We start from the raw sequence: 22042 nt of genomic DNA, 5'->3' as shown, positions 1-22042 counted from the left end.
CTTTCGTATCATCAACAGACATTTTTTGTTAAGTTTATTAGTTATTCATAGAAAAGTTTGTCTTTTGGAAATGAGTTGCTTTTGATAAGTAGTTTGGGTGGGAGTATGTGACTTTTCCTTTGTGAGGCAGAAAAATAGTATACGTGTTAGGATTCTCCCTACAGAACCGGACGCTTTCCTGAGGGGACGCGGCGGACTCGCCAGAAGTACATTGGCGATTACGCCTGTCGTCCTGATCCTCCAGGAGTCGCCGGTTCTTCCGGGAGAATCCTTGAGTTTTTGTCGGGATGTCAGTTGGTGTTCGTCCAGAAATAGAGTGTGGTAAGTTCCGCTATCTAAATTCAAAAGCGGTCACATCATATTAAACAATTCTACTTGGTTTTCACCCCATACAAAGAGTGATCAAACTGTCTTGCCTACGCAAAGTACGGCTTGTGCTGTAAGACGATCGACTCCGGGAGGATCAAGGACGACAGGCGTAACCCGCAACGCACTTTTGCGGGGTCCGCCGCGTCCCCTCCGGAAAGCGTATCGTCTGGAAGCGCAAGCCGCAAGACACTCTAAGTCCGCCTCACTTCATCTAATCGACTGCTTTCATAAACGAGTAATATGAATAAATTATCCATAATATAGTTACCTATTAGGTGTAATTTTTTATTACACTCTATTAAAAAACTCCCACTCGATTGAGGGGGAGTAGTACAAATATAAATATAAAAGACCGAAGTTTATTTACTATCAATACTTATAAGTACACTACTTGATGAGATCCATCAAAACTATACGGTTGCTTTAGTAATTCTCCGATCAAGCTATCACCGTATTGGTTCATAAAAAAGTACGGAGAATACAGACGCTCTTGCAAAGAGCCATCCGGAAATAGTTGTTCATTCAGTACATTGTATCTGCTGTTTTGGACATCGTGTTTTAATAATGTTGATTGTTCTTTCTTTTTCTGCAAGTAATCAAATTGACTCGTATGAAATTGCAGATTTTTTTCGAGTATCGGCAACATGGAAGCATCTGTTACGTATAAGTGCTTATACATTTCTTCATACTGTTTTTCAAGTTGTTGCTTTACTTCTCTTATCATTTCAATAAATGTTTCATCTCGCTGGTCATCTAACCACTTTCGCTGAATTTCGGGCACTTGATGTGCAAGCACTTGAGTAATCGATAAATCTGTACGCTTCATCGCCTCTTGAGCTTGTCTTGTCACTAGTGTAATCGATAGTCTAGGAGCAACAACCGGTAATTTAATTCCAAGCGTATGAAAAGCTTGTCGCAACAATGACCAATAGGCAATTTCACCAGGGCCGCCTACAAAAGCTAACACCGGAAATACGAGATCTTGCATAAGAGGTCTTGTCGCTACGTTATTGCTTAAAAGCCACGGTTGTTCGATTGCTAATTGATGTATTTCTGTTTCCGTAAAAGATATTCCAGACTGTTCATTAACGAACTTACCATCCATTCTCTTTAGCAATACCCTTCCCGTCTCGTGAACGTAAAATAGATTAGCATCTGCTTCTTCAGACTCAATAGGTTTAGCATAGCCATGAGCATGCAATTTTTGTTCAGCAGCATAAATGCTCTCTGCTATAGTTGCGGAGTTTTCAATCATTTGTGAGAAGTATGGTGACTCTAGCTGACGCAACGGCTGGTACGCGGCATCTATCAACAGTAAGCCGTAATCAGCAAATAAGTGATTGATTAAAGACGTAAAGAAACCTGTATACGTACGCTGTTGTTCAACTGACTGCAATACCTCATGCATCAATTTCTGCGTGTAAGATGTCTCACCATATCCTTTGAAAATCTTTCGAATAAATGTAGACATTTCTTTCGCGTCATACACTGTATCAGAAGCCATTGTTTTCAAAATAATCGGCTGTTTAAATTGCCGTTTCATTGCTTTCCCCTCATAGGCGGTATATGTATGATTAATCTCATTTATATCATGATCTTCTCCAGCGATCCAAAATACAGGAACTACAGCTTTTCCGAAGAATTCTCTCTGCTGACGAGCTATTAATATAACAGTGATGGCTTTATGCACGGAATATAAGGGTCCCGTCATAATACCCGCCTGCTGCCCCCCAATGACGACCCACGCATCAGACGAAAGTTCTTCAATATGTTGAGAAGCGAGTGGAGAGATACCGAACGGCTGCATATATTGCTCTATTACTGACGCTAGTTCGCGTCTTTGAAATGAACGAGTAGCTAATTCTTTTGCTCGTTCCTCATATCCAGCAGCCGTTACTTCATAATCAAAAAAGCTATGTACGAATTCAGGATCATGTATATAAGATTCCATTAATTTATTCTTTTTCGGCAAATCTATTGTGTCCAAGTGCATGTCAGAAACTCCTTTATGTCGAATACTACGGCAAGTATATCACCACAATCAAATAGGTTGAATTGATACGCTTACCCTATTTAGTGATTTGTAAAATGATACCTGTAATAATTAACACAAAATAAGCGCCTGTCAAAAGTAAAAAGTACGCCCTCCATGCTTTACATAGAACAAGAATCATACGAAACTCTTTCGCTTTAGAACGTTCAATCGTTGCCAAAATAATAGCGACAATACAAAATGCGGCTACTATATAAAATACAAACCATTGATCCCAAATAGCTCTAAGAAGAATCAAAACAGTTAATACTAAAAAGGGAGTTGTTAAATCTACGGCAAAACCAAATCGTTTAGACTTTTTCACTCGGATTTTTTTTGCGATTATTAATAGTAAAACTAAAATTACGAACGGAAATAATAATAATCCGCTAAGTATAGTAATCATCATTCGTTATATTCACTCCTATTTAATCCGATTAACATCGTCTCCAACATTTGTAGCATAGGCGCCTGTCTTTGTCTTTGATAAATTCTGCTTAAAACAGAGGTAACAATGGTTTCAATTTCCATAGCATTCCCTTTCAATCGATCGACCAGCATCGATGATTGATTATTCGCTGTCTTGCGGCACACGTTTTCGATATCTTTATAACATAAAACATCGTCAACTTCTGGAAAGCTATCTAATAGTTCTTTACATACTTGCTTAAACAGCAAATGAAATGAAGAATTATCCAGCAACTGACCATTCGTAATTTGTAAAATTGCCGTTAATGGATTAATCGCACAATTGATCAGCACTTTTCTTAAAAGCAACTTTTCAGAATCCTGTTGGACCAATACAGGAAAATCTTTCAACTCCATTGCTTGTAACCACTCGATATACGGTGCTATTTTTTCATTCATTGCAATGATCATGGAACCGACACCATTATGCCGCACTGTATAATCATTCACTCTTTGCGCTCCGTGCTCTACCGTTGCAAACGATATATACCCAAGTTTGTATTGATTTATAATCGATACATGACCTATACCATTTTGGATAAAAAGTAAGTGCGGTTGTTTCGGAAGTGTACTGATTTTTTGTAAAACATTATGTAAGTCATCGAATTTCACTGCAATAATCCATAATGCATCCGTTGGCAATTCTTCTGCATCGACGACAGCTTGCACACGGAAAACAGAATCAACGCTGTTGTCAGATAATCGTAGTAAACGTTTATTTAGTTGCTCTGCCTGTTCTTCTCTGCGTACCCAAAATGTAACATTCGCTTGTTGTTGCGCTAGAAAGGATCCAATCAATAACCCTATTGAACCACCACCCACGATTACAAACTGCATACTTTTCCTCCTTAAAAAAAGAGACCTGAAGAGGTCTCTCTTGTTTGATTCTATTATACAGGATATACAGGGTGTTTTCTTGAAGTTTTTTTGATTTCTTTCGTTTCATAGTAAGCAAATCTATCAGCTAGCACACTACGAAGTTGATTCGGCGCTACAATTTCATCAATGATTAACTCTGACGCCATTTTATAAATATCGATTTCACGTTTATATTCTTCAATTTTTTCTTTACTATATGCCATTTTCTCTTTAGGATCCATAATGGCTTCAATTTTATTGGAGTAAACTGCATTCACTGCAGCTTCTGGACCCATTACGGCTATTTGAGCTGTTGGAAGAGCAATGCAGACATCCGGTTCAAACGCCGGCCCTGCCATGGCATATAAACCTGCTCCATAGGCTTTACGCACGACAACAGAAATTTTTGGTACGGTGGCTGAGCTCATGGCCATAATCAGCTTGGCGCCATGTCGAATAATCCCTTGTCTTTCAACTTTCGTTCCTATCATGAACCCGGGGACATCAGCCAAAAATAATAACGGGATGGAAAACGCATCACAAAGCGTAATGAATTTTGTCACTTTATCCGCTGAATCAACGAATAGTACACCGCCCTTTACCTTAGGCTGATTAGCAATTATACCGACTGGTCTTCCGTCTATACGAGCAAGTGTAGTAATGACTTCAGGAGCAAATAACTTTTTAATTTCGAATGAACTGTCTTCATCCACTAATTGATCGATCGCTTCATACATATCAAACGGCGCATTTTGATTTTCAGGAATAATTTCTTCTAAAGAACGGCCCTTTTTCGCATCTTGCACTTTCGTAATCCTACTGGGTGCCTCATGATTAGCAGGGAAATAAGATAAATATCTGCGAGCTTCAGAAATTGCCTGCTCTTCACTCTCCGCCAGCACATCACCGCAACCACTCACTGTACAATGCATTCGAGCGCCGCCCATTTCCTCAAGTGTCACTTTTTCGCCTATTACTTTCTCAGCCATTCTTGGCGATCCCAAATACATGGAGGCATTTCCTTCCACCATTATGACGATGTCACAAAATGCAGGTATATACGCTCCGCCAGCTGCAGAAGGTCCAAATAAAATACACACTTGTGGAATCATTCCGGATAAACGTACTTGATTATGAAATATCCGGCCTGCGCCTCTTCGGTTTGGAAACATTTCCAGTTGATCTGTTATTCGGGCACCCGCGGAGTCTACTAAGTATAATAAAGGCACACGTAACTTTTCAGCCGTTTCCTGAATACGAATAATTTTTTCAACTGTCCGCGCTCCCCAAGAACCTGCTTTTACTGTTGAATCATTCGCCATTACACATACTGTTTGACCGCCCACTTTTCCCGTTGCCGTAATTACACCGTCTGCTGGAAGATCGCTTGCCTCACAGTTGGCAAATTTTCCGTCTTCTACATACTGACCTTCATCGAATAATAATTCCAATCGGTCTCTGACAAATAATTTTCCTTTTTCTTTTAATTTCTCATGATATTTTTTTGCACCACCCGCTAAGACGCGCTCAGTAATTTCTTTTAATTTTTCGTTATATGCTGTTTTTGTAGTATTGTTTGTCAAGCATTTCTCCACCTTTCGTTACGACTGGATTGTGACTACTACATCTTCTTCATTTACAAAATCGCCTTCTTGGCCGTTAATCGCAGCAATTGTACCATCCACTTCTGCTTCTAGCGGAATCTCCATTTTCATCGACTCTAAAATAACAACGACTTGCCCTTTTGTAACTGAGTCCCCTACTTTCACGTCTACTGAAAAAATAGTACCTGCCATTGGCGCTTTTACTTCTTGCATACGATCACTCCTCAACTTGTAATGGTCCGACTTTTACTAAAACGTTCTTACTGTAAGTGTAGCTTATTTCTGAAACCGTTTACAACTGAAATACATAGAAGACCCCGATAGTATATGCTGACCGGGGTTCAAACTTTACTTTGTTTTAGTTAGAAATCTTTGAACGGCTTCATGGTGCGCATCACTTTCCCATAAAATTGAACAAACACGCGCCTCATCTTGCATTGCTTGCTCAAGATTATTCGTGTCCCATTTTCTCATTGCGATAGATTTATACGCACGATGCACATTACGATGGACTTTTATCATGGGAGCTAAAAATTCTGCAAGGGCATTCTGTGCATCCCCTTCAAATATTTCAGTTACCCAACCGATTTCCTTAAGTTCTACTGCTGAATGAACGCTCGCTCTACTAGTGAGTAAGAGCAACTGATCATGCGGTGCATTCTTCTCGAATAATAAAGTAGCACCGCCCCAACCCGATGTAATGGCAAGTGTACCTTGAATGAACCCCACTTTCGCATGCGAAGCTACGAGACGATAATCACATGCAGACGCCAATTCACAACCACCGCCCACCGCTGCGCCGTTTACTAATGCAATAGTCGGCATCGGCAATGTAGCAATTCGGTAAAGTATACGGGCTCCTCTGCTCAACATCGGCCACGCATCATCAGCAGTCTGAAAACCGTGAAAGTCACTCAAATCTCCCCCGGAACAAAATGCAGCATTTCCTTCTCCTGTAATAACTGCGAATGAAATCTCAGGATCATCTTGGATTTGATCTAAAAAACTTTCCAAACCTTCCATAATGTCATAGTTCACAGCATTTCGCATAGCGGGACGCTGGATTGTAAAATAAGCAACTGATTGTTTAATTACGATAGAATAAGACATATCATTTCCCCCTTTTTATAGTAGCATACCATTTTTATGTAAAACAAAAAAGACTACCTTGAGCCATGGTCTCAAGGTAGTCTTTTAAACGGTAGACTCAATTATTCGCCTACAACGTCTTTTCCTTTGTAGTGTCCGCATGATTTGCAAACGTGGTGTGCCAATTTCATTTCGCCACAGTTGTCACAAGTATTCATACCTGGAACTTCAAGTTTCAAATGAGTTCGACGCAAGTTTTTCTTCGTTTTAGAAGTTCTTCTCTTTGGTACTGCCATTTTGGGGGCACCTCCTTATAAGTGTTTACTCTTTATCGGATTCAAAAAAATTAGCCAATCCCGCTAAGCGAGGATCCACTGTTACATCTGCTTCCAGCCGTTGCGCTTCCAATTCTTCATCGGTTGTATAGGACCACCCTTTACCTTCTACTTGTTGCATATCATCTGCTGACTCGCAAAATACTTGCAACGGAATTTCCAGTAAAATAAGTTCTTCCAACACAGGCGTAAAATCGATAACTTCCCCTTCAACTGGATGAATCTCGTCATCATATTGAAGTGTCTCTTCGTCCCAACTGAATTGTTCAATTGAATCTATGGAGAATGGAAAATCGACGTCTTCCCACGTACGTGCACAAGGCAGTGTCATTGAACCTTCTAGCCGAAGCTGGCATGTTAACTTTTTTTCACCAATTGAACATGTTCCACTTACTCGAACAGGCTGAATTGCCCTAATTTCTCCATTCCGCATTTTAACGGAATCTAAATTTACTACTTCGTCAAGCAGTAGCGGGCCTTGCCTATGTTTCCGTAATTGATGAATGGACCATTTCATGTCTATCACCTCAAGACAACAATGTTGATTATAGTATTTAAAATTAAGGATGTCAAGATATTTTCTTGTCACTTGAACAAGCTTAACGTTATAATTCATAATACACAAGTACAAAGGGGGATTCCATTGATAGCTACCGGAATTGTAGTTGAATATAATCCATTCCACAATGGTCACTTATATCATTTACAACAAGCAAAAATGCAAACGAATGCAACTGTAATAATAGCAGTTATGAGCGGGCAGTTTTTACAAAGGGGAGAACCTGCTATTGTCGACAAATGGACACGGGCGCGAATGGCTCTGGCAAACGGAGCAGATCTTGTCATTGAATTGCCTTATGCATTTGCTACCGCACATGCTCCACAATTTGCTAAAGGTGCAATCGAACTTCTCGATGCGCTTCATTGTAACTATTTCTGCTTCGGCAGCGAAGAAGGATCGATCGCTCCTTTTACAAACAGTTTGGAATTGATGGATACTTATTCAACAATCTATGAACGAACGATACAGGATGCGATGGCAGAAGGTTTAAGTTATCCAAAAGCATTGCAAGCGGGCTATGAAATGATTGCACGCAAAGCAGATGTATCGTTGGCTGATTTATCGGAACCGAATAATATTTTAGGTTTTCACTATATGCAGGTTGCTCGTAATATCCAGTCCTCTATGATTCCAGTCACAATTTCACGTAGAGGTAGTCATTATCACGATGACATATTGCCAAAAGACACGATTGCCAGCGCAACAAGTATACGCGCTAAGCTAATGCACAGCCATCAACTGCAAGATGTAGAAAACTTTATGCCGCCTTCTTCTTTTCACTTGCTACAAGATTGGACGGCTAGACACGGTTTTCAAAGTTGGGAGCGCTTATACCCTTTCTTACGTTATACTATTCTTCGTGAAGAGCCGCCACGTTTAGCGGAAATAGCTGATGTTACCGAAGGCATCGAATTTACATTGTGTAAAGCAGCAAAAGAACAGGCATCTTTCCAAGATTTCATGCACGCCGTCAAATCTAAACGCTATACTTGGACGAGAATTCAACGTATGCTCGTTCATATTTTAACCGGTTATCAAAAATCTACCCGGAAACAAATTACTAGCCCTTCGTACATTCGACTGCTCGGTATGTCTGAGATGGGCAGAACTTATTTGCGCACGATAAAAAAAGATTTGGCTTTGCCTGTAGTAAGCAGAGTGGCATCCTTATCCGACATTTCATTGGATTTAGACAGTAAGAGTACAGATATTTATATGTGCGGCATTCAATCAGCACCCCCACCCGGTCTTGATTACCGGATGCCCCCTATTATGTTATGACAAATCTGTTAATTATCCAAACAAAGGAATGGGCTTTTGGAATGAGGTGCTTTTGACAAGTAGTTGTAGAGGTCTTGTCCACAAGTCAGTTCGTGCTCGGTCAAAAGTTGGAGCATGTCAAATGACGCTTCCTTTTGCGGTGCTGAAAAGTAGTGTGCGTGTTAGGTTTCTCCCGAGAGAAACCGGACGCTTTCCTGAGGTAACCTGGAAGCGCAAGCCGCAAGACACTTCAGTTCAGCCTTACTCCATCCAATTTTCATAGTCAAAATCGTTTTAAACTAAATGAATGAGAAAGTTATACATAATTCGGTAAATTAACAAGCTTGTGTTATGAATTATTTCTGTTCGAGTTGTTCCAGAAAGCGCAGCGCGTCATCTATAGTTTTCACTGGAACAATTTGCATGGATGTACCGAGTTGACCAGCAGTAGCCTTCGCTTCTTCATAATTAGAAACAAGCTGCGGATTTTTCTTTTTCACTTCAGCGGGCAATTCATCGTCAGGCGCAAAGAAGATTTCGATGTCCTGGCGATCTGCCGCCATCACTTTAAAATCAATTCCTCCAATACGTCCAACCGATCCATCTTCAAGCATCTCCCCTGTTCCAGCGATATTATATCCTTTCGTCAAATCCTCATCTACTAATCGATTCATCAATTCTAACGTAAACATTAAACCAGCTGACGGTCCTCCAATGTCTTCTGTATGAATATCTACTTTCGGTTCAGTCTCTAAAACGATTTGTTCTTCAAATTCAATACCCAACCCCACACGCTTAGTCGTTCCTGGCAGTTCCTTTAACTCAATCGGAATGTATATGATCTGTTCGCCGCGCTTGACCTGCAAATCTACTTGCCGTCCTGCAGGCTTTGTACCAATTTCATCAATGAATTCTTGCGTAGTATCTAGCTCTTTCTGGTCAATCGTTTGAATTAAATCCCCTACTTGTAACTTTCCCGCCGATGCACCGTCAGGCAGTACACCTACAACGAATACTCCTTCGAAAATTCTTTCGATTGGCAATTTGGTTTTGTCAAAAGCTACTGAAATAGCATGTGCTTTCGAATCAGTCATTAATTTCTTCTGACGAATTGCATATTCCTCATCACTTTCGCCATGTCGTCTCACTTTTGCTGCAGGCAACAATTTCATTTTGTCCGTGAAATTAGAATAAGCATAGGTGACAGGTGTTGCTTTACCGATAGCGATTGTCATTAAACTAAAAGTTCCCTGGTCGTTTTCATCGCCTCCCACCACTTCAACAAGCGGTGCCAAATCGTATGCACCACCCGGGCGAGAAATATACATATCTAAAGGATAAAGTCCAAGAACCGCCACCAGAACAAGGACAATCGCCAATAGACTCCATTTACGCATTTTCATAAAAGCACACCTCCATTAATAGCCTGTACGAATCCAACATATATATTACGGTAGATTTCATGAGAGTTCAAAAAATAGAAAGGAGGATGTCGGATGCTACGCATATATACTATCCGCCGCATCTCGCTATGGTAAACGTGACAATCATTTGGGCATTAATCATTTTATTTATCATCCAGCCTGATATTGCGCATGAAGGCGCTGTTGCGGGTGCACAATTATTCCTCCACGCATTATTACCTTATTTATTGCCTTATATTATTTTAACTCAATGGCTATTAAAAATGCCTTCTAACCGTCTTCAAAAGAACCGGTGGGCTAAATACATAAAAGCTTATGTGCTCGGTTCATTCGGCGGTTTTCCTGTAGGAGCGGTAACGGTTAGTGAAATGAAAAAAAGTGGTGAATTGTCTTCCAGAGAAAGTAGTTTACTACTGGCGGCTTGTCACGCGCCCGGCCCTATGTTCATTATCGGTTTTGTAGGTAATGAATTATTCGGTAGTGTAGCGGATGGATGGAAACTTCTACTCGCCATACATGTAGCAAACATCGCATTTTTTTTATTATCTCTTATTTTTTTACAAAGTACACCGCAATCTTCTTTACCACAAACAGTTTCACATAATCCAAAAACGTCTCCACTGTTAAGTTCCATTAAGGATAGTTCATCAGTCATTTTATTAGTCGCAACAACTGTAATTTTTTTCTCTTCCTTAGGAAACGTTCTTTCTCATGTAGTATCCGCCATTTTTCCTGTCGACATGGATATCACAAAAACCTTATTACTAGCCATCTTTGAAATGACTTCAGGCGTACAAGCGGCTACAGAACACTTCAGTGGAACGATTATTTATCCTATACTCATTGCGGCAATCCTTTCGATTAACGGTCTGAGCATCCATATGCAAGTCATGACGCTCGCAAAAGGAGCCGGCATTAGCTTACTGCCATACATCGTCGGAAGAGCCTGGAACATAGCTCTCGTGCCTCTCCTATTCTTTTGGATTTATTAAATAAACAAAATGGATTCTCGCAACGGACGAGAACGGCTAGTAACGTAAGAAACAAAGCCTGTTGATTATCCAAAGAAAGGAATTGGCATTTGGAAATGAGGTGCTTTTGACTAGTAGTTGTAGAGCTTATGTATTGTTTAGGATTCTCCCGAGAGAACCCGACGCTTTCCTGAGAGTCCGTCGCGCTCTCTCTGGAAAGCGTATCGGCTGGAACGAAACGTAACGACATTCCCTACCTCTCCCACCACTTTCATTCGTTGAATCCTAAACCTTCAGAACCATAACTTCCCAGTCAGCATATCCACTCACTTTAAAAATAACAACCAACAGATGACTCGTTTCCATAAAAAAGAGGTCATCACAGAAAATCAGACGTTACTGACTTCCAGGACAGACCCCTCACATAGCACTACTCCATCACTTACTAAATTTTTCTATCAACGCTTGATTTACATGGGATGGCACTAACGACGAAACATCTCCACCATAACGTGCCACTTCCTTTACAATACTAGAACTCAAGAAAGAATATTGACTCTTAGTCATCACGAAAAAAGTCTCAATACTTTCATCTAGCACTCGGTTCATCGACGTAATCTGCATTTCATACTCAAAATCTGAAATAGCCCTTAAACCACGGACAATAACCGAAGCATTGATTTGATGTGCATAGTCAATCAGCAAGCCTGATGACGAATCGATAGTCACATTATCGTACTGCGATGTAATTTTATGTATTAAAGCAATTCGCTCCTCCACCGTAAACAAAGGCTGTTTAGATGAATTATTCATCACCGCCACGTGCACTTCCGGAAACGTCCTAGCCGCTCTCTGTATTATATCTAAATGTCCATTCGTCACCGGGTCGAAACTCCCTGGTACGATTGCAATTTTTGACATACTGTTAGCCTCTTTTCTCATAAATGGTAATAGCTGTGCTTCCATAGACTGCAGAACTTTTCTGTTGATACATTTCATATCGTTCCGGCAACACTACTCGCTTTTCATGTTCACACACAATAGTTGCCTCTTCCGCCAGTAGCCCTTGTTGAACGAGATCCAAAATCACATCATAGTACGTCTCTTCTGCATATGGCGGATCAACGAATAATAAATCAATCTTCACACTTTTTTGCTGTAAGATTGTGACTGCTTGCCTAGCATCTTTTCTTTCAATATGTATTTGATCACCCAGTCGACATTTTTCAACATTCGCTTTAATAATAGCACATGCTTTTGAGTTCTTTTCAAATATGACTGCTTGTTCCATTCCTCTAGACAGAGCTTCAATAGCGATGGAACCACTGCCGCCAAATAACTCGACAACGATTCCCCCATCAAAATATGGACCGATTTTATTAAACACAGATTCTTTCACTTTATCCGATGTCGGTCTAGTATTTGTGCCAGGTAATGATTTTAGTGGCGTGCCTTTTCTGGAACCGGAAATGACTCTCACTCTTTCTCCATCTCCTTTATCAGCTTCTCAATTTGTTCAATTTCAATGGATTGCTCGGTTTTTTCGATAAGTACTAAAAATATACGTCTAAACCAATTTTCATCAAAATACAATGTCTGATTTATATAAGCATAAGGCTTTTCCTTGTAATCAAATTTGCGTTCATTCATAACATAAAATGGTTGAATTTTAGAAAAACGATACGTACGTTTCGGACTTTCAATATAGATTGACTGTTCATTCGACGTGAGCTGATATCCCATCCTTGTCAACAACGCTTCAGCCGGATAATAACTTTTACCGTTCTCGACTACAACTTTCGCTGCTGGCGCTAGTTCACTGTCAACCAGCACTTTTCGTGGATCTAACAATAAAAAAGGATAAGAGAACTGCTGCTCTCGAATTGTTTTTTGGAAAAATTGCGATTCAAAGCCCGTTATGCCTAATAGAAGAGAATCCATTTTTTCCGCAGATAACTTATGTCCGATTTCACTGTGAATTTTTTGCCGGAATGACTCATACTGTTCTTCCGAAAGAGATTCTTTCAATCGTTTATATACTGATTGCTCTGCCTTTGTGCCAACCGCTTCGTCAGCTAAAAGTGAAGCCAGTATGCTATTCATCGAAGGCTCATCTGCTAAAAGTGTGAAGCGAGATTGAACACTCATTCTTGCTACCTGTTTCAGCACTTGATTCATCTGATTACTCTTCTCCACGATGAATCGTTGTGCATATAAAGGTTGGTTGCGTGGAGACAGGACGACACTTACATGCTTGCCGCCAACCGCTTCCAACATGTTCTTCATTTGTTCAATTTGCTTTTTTTCTATATTTGTACCGTAAACTGTTAATTTATTTGATGAATACGCTAGCGGAACAGCTTCCGGTTGCCAATATAATTCATTTACAAAGCCTACACCGCGATACAGTCGATACGTTATTCGCTCTTTGTCTGCTGTGCCTACCTGTTCCAAGCCATTTATCCACATACCGCCTATATTTTGTTCGTCAGTCATATGAAAGACTGTTGTCAACGGCTTGGCGTCTTTTAATACGACAAATGGATTCTTAAATAATTTACGACTCGTTAACGGTTCTTTTTTAGGCAATTTGTACGTAATGGACTGCTGATCACGTTCTCCCTCATCAAATGCAATAGTAGATTCATTTAACCGCGAGCAAGAAGCAGATCCTTCCGTCAGGCATCCGTGATCTATACTACCTTTTGGCCAAATGATTTCATATCTATCTGCAGACAAATTATAAAAATGATGGCGGATGTACAATCCATCTGACCGATTGATGACTTCTATTTCTTGGCGGTAATTCTTCACATGCTCATTGTCATCATTCGCATTGGCAAATTGACTGTAATGTAAATAAATGAGCCCCCCGTTGACCGCTGCCAAAAGAAATAAAATCCTCACTATAGCTTTCAAAGTACAACACCTCATCACATGGTATGATGGTTACGAACCACTACTACTTGCTTGAAAGGAAGCGCTTGATTATGATCCAACAACGTTTTATTGAACTTGGGGAAGGATATAGTGACATTTATGAATTATTCGAATTAATGTCTACAAATTCCCGTAGAATATTTAAAGCTTACGTGTTCTCTTCTAAAGATGGAGAAAATGAGAAAGTTTCTATCGCTGTTTCTTTTACACCTGCTACAGCAGATAGTCATTTTATGCCCATTTATATATGCAGAGAAGGAATTAAGCTGACGGCAGACAAACCATCTAAACGCTATGAATTGTTTATAGAACATGCCAAGTCCTTACACATCCAGCCTGTCCGATTAGAAGTGAAACATTCTTCCCTGTTTCCCGAAACTCAACTGTATTATCAATACGTCATCGGAGTTTTACGTTTGAATCACTTACTGCCCCCACTTCAATAATGCAAAGAGTACGATTATAAACCTGTTTTATAATCGTACTCTTTTGCTTTGTCCGGCTTGGCATTTTCATATACCGTGCTAACAAATGGGCGTTCTGAACGTATTACTTTCTTCACAGCAGATAAACGCTCTAATTTACTAATAGTTCCTTCTATTTCATCCATATCACAATAAAGGACAACATATTTCATTCTTTTAGAAATATAATGAACATGCCCAAATTTTCTTAATGATTTTGCTTGTTTTAAATGATGGAGATAGACAATTATTCCTTGTCGATCAATCATAATTCTCCCCCTCTTTCTTACTTCATACAATACCATAGGTGAGAAAAGACCTGCAACCTTGCATATGGAATGTTCGTATTATATTATTATACGCTAGAAACGTCATTCTTTGTCGTACGATTATCATTCTTCAATGATTGCGTACCATCTGATGAATAGGGTACACTAAGTTAGATATTTGTCTTCTTTCATTTGGTTCTGAATGAAAGGCATTGCATGTAAACCAGCTACTGAGGAGGTTTTTTAAAGTGGGCAGGAAAACAAAAGTTGCTTTAACAGTAGGAGCTGCTAGTGTAGCTGCATGGGCGGCTTCTAAAGTAGTGGTTAAACCAGAGCCGCGAGCTGAAAAAAAGGCGCTACAATTTTCTGAAATAGCGATAGTAGCAGATGTAAATAGTACTGATAACTCTTCTGATCAATCACTTTCATCATACACACACGCAGCTGATTTGGGTGTTCACGGGTTAGTAGTCGATGTCCAGTTAACAAAGGATGAAGAAATAGTAGTGGTACCGTGCCTTGATCTTTTATACTCAATCGAAGTTGCAGACTATACACTAGCCGAAATAAAAGATGAATTGGATGTAGAAACTGAGTCATCGGAATATTCTGCAACAACTACTTCTGCACAAATAATTTCTTTACGTGAACTTTTAGAAAAATTCCCTCAATTACTTGTTATCATTTCTATAAGTGACTCTCCTGATACATATGAGGGTAGTTTGATTCCTTCGAAGTTATGGCGGTTACTTAAAGAGATGGATGCTGCAGAAAGAGTAGTGATCACGAGCATATACGATGAACAAATTGACCGTTTTAATTTATACGCTCAAAACTCCGTTGCGCTAGGTGCAGGTAATGAAGAAATAAAAAAAGCTTACGTTGCATATAACAGTGGATTTGGACACTTATACAAACCAACTGCTGATTTATTCTGTGTCCCCGAAAAGTTCGGTTTATTTCCAGTCCCTTCGGAAGGATTCGTACATTTCCTCCAACAGTTAAATATTTCCGTGTTTTATGAGATATCTGATGCTTCAACAATGCAGAAGTTACATAAACTGCATGTTGACGGATTCATTACACATACACCCGAAGAGGTATTAACTTTTTGTAATGCTAATTAGGGACTGGGGCATAACATGCAAAAAGCGTAAAGGACATTTGATCCTTTACGCTTTTTGCGTGTTGCTGTTAGTAACTTTGCACAGTAGAGTGTAGCAGAGCGGAAAGCGTGTCTTGTAGAGCGCAGGGGAACGGACTTTATTTTAGTTTCCCTGTCTTTTTCATGTAGCTACTCAAGCGGAGCAAGAGCAACTACCGCCTGAACCGCATCCGCCACCACATGAAGTATTAGTAAAAGCGCCATCGCCTGCAGGAACTTTCACCGCATCTGAAACGGATTGGCCTATCAGCCTGCCGATCTCATCTAAAAGTGACTGGACATCATTCTCCGCTAAACGTAAAGCAGCTACTTCTTCTCTCAAATCTAAGGCTCTTTTTTGAAGTCTGATTTCCTTCATAATTACCTTATAGTCCGGGTGGTAACGTCCAAAGCGTTGAACGTCCTCATATTGTTCTTTCATTTTATTAAATGCAACGATCTGCTTCCGTAGATCCTCATTTGAATACACTTGGTCGTATGCGTCACGATAGGTTTTTACAACCTCAGAACGCAGCAGCATATCGGAAAGTTCTTCCGCCATATCGATGACTCGCATCCATTCATCCGTCATCATCATAGATTGCCGCACCTCCTATCCGTACTATCATAACAAAAAATCTTTCATTCGACTATTCATTAAGAATAATCGTTGTCGGAGTTGCGTTCGTTCAAAGCATGTTTCACTTCTTCTACATCGGAAAATGGAAGTATATCATTGCCAATCTGCTGCGTTTGTTCATGACCTTTTCCAGCAACTAATACGATGTCTCCATATTGCGCTTTACGAATAGCGTAGCGGATCGCATATTTTCGATTAATGAATACATCAATTGGCGTCGAAAAACCGGTTGTTCCACATAAAATGTCTAAAATGATTTGTGCAGGCTCTTCTGATCTCGGATTATCCGAAGTTACAATCACATGTGAACTGTACTGTGCTGCGATTGCCCCCATTTGCGGTCTTTTGTCACGATCACGCTCTCCTCCGCAACCGAAGACGGTAAGTATGTTTTTTTCCTCATCATGTAATGCCGCCAATACGACTTGCAGCGCGTCCGGCGTATGAGCATAATCCACGTATACATCAATACCGTGCTGTGATTGCTTCTGCATCCTTCCGGCAGGTAAACACAAAGACGACACAAGTGGTTGAATTTCATCGATTGTGTACCCAAGTGCATTCAGTGCACAGCATGCAGCTCTGGCATTTATTTCATTATGTTTACCAGCTATACGAATCTCAAGCGTTTGCTGCTCGCCGTTTATATGATTTTGACCAAAATAGATGGGGGGCACAGTCATTTCCTTCCCTATTTCGAAACAAAGTAAATCATCTTCATTTACAATCATTTTTTTAGATAATGTAAATAATCTTTTCTTTGCTCGAATATAAGACTCTTTTCCCCCGTGCTCTTCATAGTGATCTACACCAATATTTAACAATATGCCAATCGCTATCGGACAATGTGCCAAGCGGTTACCTTCTAATCCCAATGACGAAGCTTCCAGAATTACGTGTGTAACTCCGCGCTCTGCACATTCTCGCAAAAGAGGGTGCAATGTTTCCGCCGGCATCGTTGTCAGCGAATCTTCTATCGTTTTGTATAATTTCCCATTTACATAAATTCCTGTCGTCCCTATAATCGCTACACTTTTTCCAACTGTCTGTAGCATTTGACCAATAAAGTGACTGACGGTTGTTTTCCCATTCGTTCCCGTGACTGCAATAATCGTCAATTCCTCACCTGGATATCCCGACAACTTGGCACTTGCATAAGAAATAAATAAGGAACTATCTGGTACAACCAACACAGTTACATCAGTTGGAATACGCGACAAGTCTAGATTCGTTCGATCAATAATAATCGTGTTCGCACCATTTTCAAGTGCTTCCTCCATATATTCCGCTCCGTCTAGCCTTCTGCCTTTCCTGACTACAAATATATATCCTTTCTCAATTCTGGCAGATGATTCACTAAGTCCACGAATCGTTTGTCGAATCGATCCTTGCAACACTGTACACGGCCAATCTTTTATTAGCTCTGATAAAAGCAAGGTCTCTCGCCCCTTCCCGAACATTTTATCTACCGCAGAATATAATAAAACGAAGTATAAAGTATCTTATGAAAGGTGTAACAAGAATGTCACGAGAAAGTTGGGATTCTATGATTATCCAAAAATTCGGCGGAATTGCTATGCGGAATCAGCAACAACGTGCGAAGTGCATTCAACATATTCAGCGAGCTTTATTGAAATATGAGGCGGTAGTCGTTGTAGTTTCTGCTATGGGGAGAGGTCCGGATGCATACTCAACCGATCAATTGCTTAACGTTACAGATGCTTTTGCAAACTCTGGAGAAGCGCGGGATTTGGCTGCTGCATGCGGAGAATTAATATCAGCCGCTGTTCTGTCTGCAGAATTAAGTAAAACAGGGGTGGATAACACGATTGTCTATGGACAAAATACAGGCATCCGTACTACTGGCGATTTTTGTAATGCAACTATTGAAAAAGTCAATACGAGTCATTTGTTGGAAACATTACAAAACCATTCTTGTTTAATCGTTCCAGGATTCCAGGGAATGAATAAACAAGGGCAATTTATGACATTAGGGAGAGGCGGCAGTGATTTAACCGCTATCGCTTTAGCTGCAGCGTTGCAAGCGAGCCATGTAGAGTTTTATAAAGACGTTCCTGCGGTCATGTCAGCCGATCCACACAAGACCACGCACTACAAAGCATTCGATAGATTAACATTTGATAAGTTTTTACCACTACTCGATTGCAGTCGACCGATCATACAGAAGAAAGCCGCAAAATATGCAAAAAAAATGCAATACCTCTTCACATTCGAGGCATTGCATCTGAGAAAGAAGGGACGTGGATCCTTCCTTAGTCTTCTTCCGTTGTTTCAATCGTCTTATTGTGAGCAATAAAGGATTGAGTGTAATATTTGTTATACACGCCGACTCCAGTATGTGTAAATGAAGGATTCAATAAAACGTCTCTGTGCTTTGGAGAGTTTAGCCAACCATGCACAGTTTCGATTGCGTCAATATAATTAAACGCTGTATTCTCACCTGCTTTTGCACTAGTAATTCCAGCAGCTTTTAAACGATTCGAAAATAGTTCTGTGGTACGTTCAGCGTGTGAGCTATATTTTTGAAATATCATTTCTTGGCTATGCTCCCAAGACAGCGTAGCCAATTTTTCACTTTCTTCCAGGACAGGGAGATTGTGTTCCTCTCGTATTTGATTTGTTAACTCCAGCGTCTGTCTTTCCATCGACCGATCTACTTCTGTTTGTACTGTGGAGGACGGTTTTGGCGCCTCGATTATCTCACCTAAATAAGTCATGTCGTACGGCTGATGCTTCACTAATGTATTCGGACTAATAAAACGAACGCCTTCTAACTGTCCGTCTACCTGATCGATATATAACTGAACGTATAAGTTCTGGTACGGTATAAGAATTCGATTTTTAATATCTTCACTGTTTAATGAAAATGTATAAATATTATCCTTGATCGTGACGTTTATTTCCGACTCAATCGGTGTAAATCGATGAATCTCTTCTACGTCCTGCCGAATGGTAAAAGGTGAAACATCTACTGTCGTATCTGCAGTATATATTTGATTTACTTTCCCTTTTAGTACACTCGCCATGAAACGCGGTTCTTCTGTATATATCCACCATTCATATTGAAAACTTGAAGGTTCTACACGTGTCGGTTTGCCAAATGCTTCTTCTAACTTTTCTGATTTCCCACCGACATAAATCGAAATCCCTTCCGTAGGTCTTGGCATTCCATCCCCGTCGATTAGTTGCCCCTTTTCTGGCACTGCAATCGGTGAACCATGCTGAACTGGTGACTCAAGTGGTTTATTCTCACTTATATTATCATTCATAAAATAAAATACTCCCATGAAAATAGCTAACAGAAGAAGGATCTTCCAACCAACTCTCCACATAGTACACACCCTCTCCTTTCTCTTTAGACGATCAGTAATATACAATGTACGTTACAATTATCCTACTTAGTATTGTACAGAATACGTCTACAGGAGTCATCTTTATTACATAGCTTGAGAAAGCGTTGACACAATGTTGTCATTGCAACTAAATTTGATTTGTTTTATGATATAATGGTATAAGTATTCGTCTGAACGAACATGAAGGGGGATTTACGAATGTATGTTGAAAATACAGGCATTAAAGGCCTTGTAGCAGATTTAAAAGTTATGGAAGAAATTATGCTTAAGAATAATCTTGGACTAGATGGACAATGGGATTATGAGCGTGTAACTTTCGATAAGAAGTATGTGATCCGTGAAGGTACATATTACTTACGAATTTTCGGTGAATTAGTTGAAGGCGATATTGATGGTAGAAAAGCAACCGTCCGCTTAAAGCAACCTGTGCTTGGCAAATATTACTATCCATTTGGCGTAGAATACGGTGAAGAAGAAGACTTCCCGGCTAGCCTGGTGAAGGACTGCGAACTAACTACTAAGGCAGTATATGACGAGTTAAAGCAATATAGTTTGTAATGTATGCGAAAAAGCCGAGGAGCTTCATGTTCTTCGGCTTTTCCCTTCTATTACTCCACTAATTTGGTTATAATTTATAATAAATGAAGTATCTACGTGGAGGACGATAACTTTTGAAGTTTATTACAAAGCGTAATTTAATTATTACACTCACGATCATCATCTTACTATTAATTGCATTTTTTATTTTGCCTGTATCCATCCCGATTATAGTAGCTTTCTTAACAGCGCTAGCGTTGGATCCACTTGTGAAATGGGTGGAGAAAAAGTTTAAATGGAAAAGAAAACTGTCGGTCATTGTGAATTTCATCGTGTTTGTCGGTGTGATTCTTTTTCTTTTCTTCTATACAGTCACTACTCTGATTGGCAGAATCGTTCACTTCACTAAGGAAATCCCTACTTATTTAAATTCACTGTCAAGTGTCTGGATTAACACTCAAAGTAAATTATTTCAATACACTGTAGGTATGCCTGAAGACATTATTACAATGCTCGAAAAAGAATTTAACGGAATTGTCGATTCTATACGAATTTCATTGATTAATCTCTTTGCATATGAACGAATTTTAGCTTTAATTTCTGATATTCCGAACTTCCTTGTTAGTTTTATCGTGTTTATGATTGCTCTGTTTTTATTCATGCTCGAACTGCCCAATTTAAAACTGATGTTTTATCGTCATTTGACAGATGCCACTGCCCAAAAAGTTCACTATATGATGAATAAGTTAAATAGTGTCGTTTTAGGATTTATTAAAGCGCAATTGTTAGTCAGTTTAATCATTCTAGTCGTTTCGTTTATCGGACTGCTGTTAATCATTCCTAAATACGCGATTATTATGTCATTGGTTATTTGGATTATTGATGTTATTCCTATTTTAGGTTCTATTATCATTTTAGCACCTTGGTCGATTTATCAGTACGTATCAGGCGATTTCGCAATGGGGACAAAACTTGCGATTTTGGCAATTATTTTATTAGTTATTCGACGCACAATCGAACCTAAAGTAATGGGTTCTCAAATCGGCTTGTCTCCATTACCCACTTTGATCGCGATGTTCATAGGGTTAAAGCTATTCGGTGTCCTTGGTTTCTTCATTGGTCCTATGATCGTTATTCTTTTTAACACGGCAAGAGAAGCAGGTATTATAAAATTAGATTTTAAAGTGTAATGAAACAAAGGGTCCATCACAAAATTTCGTGATGAACCCTTTGTTTTGTTTATACCCCTAGTATAGCTTTAAAAACAGACGTGGTTTCGCCACCCTTGTAAAATACATAAAGCAGTAAATACACTGCAACACCTGTAATCGCTGTAAAAAACCAAATCACGCTCGTTACAGGACCTATTTTTCGGTGACGCGCTAAATTATTTTTCAATCCCGCAATAATGGTAATCACACCGAAAACGGCACCTGTTGTCGCAAGTATAATATGAAATATTAGAAACACTGTATAATAAATTTTCAGTTCATCAGGTCCACCAAATGAAGTGTTCCCGACGAAAACTGTCCTAGAAATATAAATGATAAAGAACAGCACCGCAGATATAGCTGCTGCTATCATCGTCTTTTGATGTGCGACCGTTTTTTTCTGTATAATCAAATACCATCCGACGGCTACTAGTAAAGCCGATAATACGATAAAGAAAGTACTAATTGTCGGTAATAACGGTAGTTCCATT

Annotated in this window: 24 protein-coding genes; 7 read left to right on the top strand and 17 right to left on the bottom strand. The window is 39.7% G+C overall.

The window, feature by feature from the left end:
* Positions 1-745 precede the first annotated feature (745 nt).
* The 8 genes from bshC to DV702_RS02100 form a co-directional block, all read right to left on the bottom strand.
* Positions 746-2362, bottom strand: coding sequence for a bacillithiol biosynthesis cysteine-adding enzyme BshC (bshC, locus tag DV702_RS02135; protein ID WP_114923241.1), 1617 nt, complete (start codon positions 2360-2362; stop codon positions 746-748).
* A 76-nt stretch (positions 2363-2438) separates the two neighbouring features.
* Entirely contained in the window at positions 2439-2810 is a 372-nt protein-coding gene (locus tag DV702_RS02130) for a DUF3397 domain-containing protein (protein WP_114923240.1), read from the bottom strand.
* Complete coding sequence (locus tag DV702_RS02125) at positions 2807-3706, bottom strand: 2-dehydropantoate 2-reductase (protein ID WP_114923239.1); 900 nt, start codon at positions 3704-3706, stop codon at positions 2807-2809. Before DV702_RS02125 ends, DV702_RS02130 begins: the two co-directional genes overlap by 4 nt.
* A gap of 53 nt (positions 3707-3759) precedes the next feature.
* On the bottom strand, positions 3760-5262 hold the full coding sequence (locus tag DV702_RS02120) for an acyl-CoA carboxylase subunit beta (RefSeq protein ID WP_371682746.1): 1503 nt from the start codon (positions 5260-5262) through the stop codon (positions 3760-3762).
* A 66-nt stretch (positions 5263-5328) separates the two neighbouring features.
* Entirely contained in the window at positions 5329-5544 is a 216-nt protein-coding gene (locus tag DV702_RS02115; protein ID WP_114923237.1) for an acyl-CoA carboxylase biotin carboxyl carrier protein subunit, read from the bottom strand.
* Positions 5545-5679: 135 nt separating this feature from the next.
* Positions 5680-6441 carry an enoyl-CoA hydratase/isomerase family protein gene (locus tag DV702_RS02110; RefSeq protein WP_114923236.1) on the bottom strand — a complete coding sequence of 254 codons (762 nt, stop codon included), beginning with the start codon at positions 6439-6441 and terminating at the stop codon, positions 5680-5682.
* 101 nt (positions 6442-6542) lie between these two features.
* Positions 6543-6716, bottom strand: a complete 174-nt coding sequence (gene rpmF / locus DV702_RS02105) for a 50S ribosomal protein L32 (protein WP_114923235.1) — start codon at positions 6714-6716, stop codon at positions 6543-6545.
* Between the two features lie 25 nt (positions 6717-6741).
* On the bottom strand, positions 6742-7272 hold the full coding sequence (locus tag DV702_RS02100; protein ID WP_114923234.1) for a YceD family protein: 531 nt from the start codon (positions 7270-7272) through the stop codon (positions 6742-6744).
* Positions 7273-7398: 126 nt separating this feature from the next.
* Between DV702_RS02100 and DV702_RS02095 the strand changes: the two genes are divergently transcribed.
* The gene (locus DV702_RS02095; RefSeq protein WP_114923233.1) at positions 7399-8598 is read left to right on the top strand and encodes a nucleotidyltransferase; all 1200 of its coding nucleotides are present in this window, start codon (positions 7399-7401) and stop codon (positions 8596-8598) included.
* 335 nt (positions 8599-8933) lie between these two features.
* Here the strand turns inward: DV702_RS02095 and DV702_RS02090 are convergent, their stop codons facing one another.
* Positions 8934-9980 carry a SepM family pheromone-processing serine protease gene (locus tag DV702_RS02090; RefSeq protein ID WP_114923232.1) on the bottom strand — a complete coding sequence of 349 codons (1047 nt, stop codon included), beginning with the start codon at positions 9978-9980 and terminating at the stop codon, positions 8934-8936.
* A gap of 86 nt (positions 9981-10066) precedes the next feature.
* Here DV702_RS02090 and DV702_RS02085 point away from each other — a divergent pair, with 86 nt between their 5' ends.
* Complete coding sequence (locus DV702_RS02085; protein ID WP_114923231.1) at positions 10067-10993, top strand: hypothetical protein; 927 nt, start codon at positions 10067-10069, stop codon at positions 10991-10993.
* 417 nt (positions 10994-11410) lie between these two features.
* Here the strand turns inward: DV702_RS02085 and coaD are convergent, their stop codons facing one another.
* The 3 genes from coaD to DV702_RS02070 are packed head-to-tail and all read right to left on the bottom strand — an operon-like array spanning position 11411 to position 13891.
* On the bottom strand, positions 11411-11893 hold the full coding sequence (gene coaD / locus DV702_RS02080) for a pantetheine-phosphate adenylyltransferase (RefSeq protein WP_114923230.1): 483 nt from the start codon (positions 11891-11893) through the stop codon (positions 11411-11413).
* Between the two features lie 4 nt (positions 11894-11897).
* Positions 11898-12452, bottom strand: coding sequence for a 16S rRNA (guanine(966)-N(2))-methyltransferase RsmD (gene rsmD / locus DV702_RS02075; protein WP_114923229.1), 555 nt, complete (start codon positions 12450-12452; stop codon positions 11898-11900).
* Entirely contained in the window at positions 12449-13891 is a 1443-nt protein-coding gene (locus tag DV702_RS02070) for a hypothetical protein (RefSeq protein ID WP_114923228.1), read from the bottom strand. The genes rsmD and DV702_RS02070 overlap by 4 nt, the downstream gene beginning before the upstream one ends.
* A 71-nt stretch (positions 13892-13962) precedes the next feature.
* Between DV702_RS02070 and DV702_RS02065 the strand changes: the two genes are divergently transcribed.
* Positions 13963-14358, top strand: coding sequence for a DUF7147 family protein (locus DV702_RS02065; protein ID WP_114923227.1), 396 nt, complete (start codon positions 13963-13965; stop codon positions 14356-14358).
* Between the two features lie 14 nt (positions 14359-14372).
* On the opposite strand, the gene DV702_RS02060 is transcribed toward DV702_RS02065, so the two are convergent.
* Entirely contained in the window at positions 14373-14645 is a 273-nt protein-coding gene (locus DV702_RS02060; protein WP_114923226.1) for a YlbG family protein, read from the bottom strand.
* A gap of 248 nt (positions 14646-14893) precedes the next feature.
* Here DV702_RS02060 and DV702_RS02055 point away from each other — a divergent pair, with 248 nt between their 5' ends.
* Positions 14894-15772, top strand: a complete 879-nt coding sequence (locus DV702_RS02055; RefSeq protein ID WP_114923225.1) for a glycerophosphodiester phosphodiesterase — start codon at positions 14894-14896, stop codon at positions 15770-15772.
* A 171-nt stretch (positions 15773-15943) separates the two neighbouring features.
* Here the strand turns inward: DV702_RS02055 and DV702_RS02050 are convergent, their stop codons facing one another.
* Positions 15944-16387 (bottom strand): YlbF/YmcA family competence regulator, encoded by a 444-nt coding sequence (locus DV702_RS02050; protein WP_114923224.1) that lies wholly within the window; start codon positions 16385-16387, stop codon positions 15944-15946.
* A 59-nt stretch (positions 16388-16446) separates the two neighbouring features.
* The gene (locus tag DV702_RS02045; RefSeq protein ID WP_162805694.1) at positions 16447-17865 is read right to left on the bottom strand and encodes a Mur ligase family protein; all 1419 of its coding nucleotides are present in this window, start codon (positions 17863-17865) and stop codon (positions 16447-16449) included.
* 86 nt (positions 17866-17951) lie between these two features.
* Between DV702_RS02045 and DV702_RS02040 the strand changes: the two genes are divergently transcribed.
* Positions 17952-18746 (top strand): amino acid kinase family protein, encoded by a 795-nt coding sequence (locus DV702_RS02040; protein WP_240315667.1) that lies wholly within the window; start codon positions 17952-17954, stop codon positions 18744-18746.
* Here DV702_RS02040 and DV702_RS02035 read toward each other — a convergent pair.
* Positions 18703-19719, bottom strand: a complete 1017-nt coding sequence (locus DV702_RS02035; RefSeq protein WP_162805693.1) for a CAP domain-containing protein — start codon at positions 19717-19719, stop codon at positions 18703-18705. The two genes, DV702_RS02040 and DV702_RS02035, sit on opposite strands and share 44 nt — an antisense overlap.
* A gap of 282 nt (positions 19720-20001) precedes the next feature.
* On the opposite strand from DV702_RS02035, the gene DV702_RS02030 reads away from it, so the two are divergent.
* Positions 20002-20361 (top strand): YugN family protein, encoded by a 360-nt coding sequence (locus tag DV702_RS02030; RefSeq protein ID WP_114923221.1) that lies wholly within the window; start codon positions 20002-20004, stop codon positions 20359-20361.
* Positions 20362-20474: 113 nt separating this feature from the next.
* Entirely contained in the window at positions 20475-21530 is a 1056-nt protein-coding gene (ytvI, locus tag DV702_RS02025) for a sporulation integral membrane protein YtvI (protein ID WP_114923220.1), read from the top strand.
* 49 nt (positions 21531-21579) lie between these two features.
* Here ytvI and DV702_RS02020 read toward each other — a convergent pair whose 3' ends face one another.
* Entirely contained in the window at positions 21580-22041 is a 462-nt protein-coding gene (locus DV702_RS02020; RefSeq protein ID WP_114923219.1) for a DUF420 domain-containing protein, read from the bottom strand.
* Position 22042: the final 1 nt, after the last annotated feature.

Origin of the sequence: Sporosarcina sp. PTS2304 (assembly GCF_003351785.1) — a bacterium.
GTDB lineage: Bacteria > Bacillota > Bacilli > Bacillales_A > Planococcaceae > Sporosarcina.
Note: the sequence above shows the minus strand (reverse complement) of the source record. Positions and strands in the feature narration are given on the sequence as shown.

Bases quoted from the DNA above. Each gene is read 5' to 3' on its own strand.
- bshC (WP_114923241.1), bottom strand. From the start codon at position 2,362: ATGCACTTGGACACAATAGATTTGCCGAAAAAGAATAAATTAATGGAA.
- DV702_RS02130 (WP_114923240.1), bottom strand. From the start codon at position 2,810: ATGATGATTACTATACTTAGCGGATTATTATTATTTCCGTTCGTAATT.
- DV702_RS02125 (WP_114923239.1), bottom strand. From the start codon at position 3,706: ATGCAGTTTGTAATCGTGGGTGGTGGTTCAATAGGGTTATTGATTGGA.
- DV702_RS02115 (WP_114923237.1), bottom strand. From the start codon at position 5,544: ATGCAAGAAGTAAAAGCGCCAATGGCAGGTACTATTTTTTCAGTAGAC.
- DV702_RS02110 (WP_114923236.1), bottom strand. From the start codon at position 6,441: ATGTCTTATTCTATCGTAATTAAACAATCAGTTGCTTATTTTACAATC.
- rpmF (WP_114923235.1), bottom strand. From the start codon at position 6,716: ATGGCAGTACCAAAGAGAAGAACTTCTAAAACGAAGAAAAACTTGCGT.
- DV702_RS02100 (WP_114923234.1), bottom strand. From the start codon at position 7,272: ATGAAATGGTCCATTCATCAATTACGGAAACATAGGCAAGGCCCGCTA.
- DV702_RS02090 (WP_114923232.1), bottom strand. From the start codon at position 9,980: ATGAAAATGCGTAAATGGAGTCTATTGGCGATTGTCCTTGTTCTGGTG.
- DV702_RS02085 (WP_114923231.1), top strand. From the start codon at position 10,067: ATGTCGGATGCTACGCATATATACTATCCGCCGCATCTCGCTATGGTA.
- coaD (WP_114923230.1), bottom strand. From the start codon at position 11,893: ATGTCAAAAATTGCAATCGTACCAGGGAGTTTCGACCCGGTGACGAAT.
- DV702_RS02065 (WP_114923227.1), top strand. From the start codon at position 13,963: ATGATCCAACAACGTTTTATTGAACTTGGGGAAGGATATAGTGACATT.
- DV702_RS02060 (WP_114923226.1), bottom strand. From the start codon at position 14,645: ATGATTGATCGACAAGGAATAATTGTCTATCTCCATCATTTAAAACAA.
- DV702_RS02050 (WP_114923224.1), bottom strand. From the start codon at position 16,387: ATGATGATGACGGATGAATGGATGCGAGTCATCGATATGGCGGAAGAA.
- DV702_RS02040 (WP_240315667.1), top strand. From the start codon at position 17,952: ATGTCACGAGAAAGTTGGGATTCTATGATTATCCAAAAATTCGGCGGA.
- DV702_RS02035 (WP_162805693.1), bottom strand. From the start codon at position 19,719: ATGAATGATAATATAAGTGAGAATAAACCACTTGAGTCACCAGTTCAG.
- DV702_RS02030 (WP_114923221.1), top strand. From the start codon at position 20,002: ATGTATGTTGAAAATACAGGCATTAAAGGCCTTGTAGCAGATTTAAAA.
- DV702_RS02020 (WP_114923219.1), bottom strand. From the start codon at position 22,041: ATGGAACTACCGTTATTACCGACAATTAGTACTTTCTTTATCGTATTA.